This is a genomic window from Ruegeria sp. AL12 (genome assembly GCF_056540885.1).
In genome coordinates this window covers 1-979 of sequence record NZ_JBQFXN010000077.1, presented here as the reverse complement: position 1 = coordinate 979, position 979 = coordinate 1, and the positions used below count along the sequence as shown (strand labels likewise).

General features: G+C 60.3%; 1 protein-coding gene. It reads left to right on the top strand.

All coding sequences use genetic code 11. The annotated features are described in order from the left end of the window. Positions 1–979: capsular polysaccharide export protein, LipB/KpsS family (locus ACR0C6_RS21450; protein ID WP_480621135.1), on the top strand; the 979-nt coding region annotated here is incomplete at both ends.

The following is a 979-nucleotide window of genomic DNA, read 5'->3' as shown; positions in this document are numbered from 1 at the left end:
CCGACAGCACATCGCGGTCTTAAGATTGCTGAAAAACACGCTGCCCCGATTCTGCGGGTCGAGGACGCCTTTCTCAGATCTCTGCACCCGGGCCGGAATGGCGAGCCCCCTTTGGGGTTGTTGCTGGATCGTTCCGGCCTGCATTTCGATACCGCCACGCCGTCTGAACTTGAAACAATGCTGGCCACGCACCCTCTGGATGACACGGCCCTGCTGAACCGGGCCCGCGCCGCGATCACGCGGATCAGAGAGCTTAACCTCAGCAAGTATTCCGCCTTCGATCTCGATCTTGAACCACCCGATCCGGGCTATGTTCTGGTGATTGATCAGACGGTCGGCGATGCGTCGGTAACAGCAAGCAGAGCGGACCGCGCCCGGTTTCTTGAAATGCTTGTCTTGGCGCAGGAGGAAAACCCCGGCGCACGTATCCTGATCAAGACGCATCCTGAAACACTGGCGGGTCACCGTCAGGGGCATTTTACCGATCAGGACCTGTCAGACCGGATAACGCAGTTCAGCGACCCGATCAGCCCATGGCCGTTGCTTGAAGGGGCTGTTGCTGTCTACACCGTGTCCTCGCAACTGGGGTTCGAGGCAATTCTGGCAGGCCACAAACCGCGTGTGTTCGGCCAACCTTTCTATGCCGGATGGGGCCTGACGCAGGATGACAGACCCGTTCCGCGCCGCCAGCGCAGCCTGACACGGGCGCAATTGTTCGCGGCCGCCATGCTGCTGTACCCGACTTGGTATGACCCCTATCGCGATCAGCTGTGCGAGCTGGAAACGGTACTGGACACGTTAGAGGCAAAGACCCGCGCCTGGCGACAGGACAAGAACGGCTGGACGGCATCCGGGATGCGCTTGTGGAAACGCAGGCATCTGCAACAGTTTTTCGGGCAACATGGAAAGCTGCGCTTTACGGCATCTCAACCCGGCACACCGGACCGCCCTCACATGGTCTGGGCCAGCCAGGCAAGGA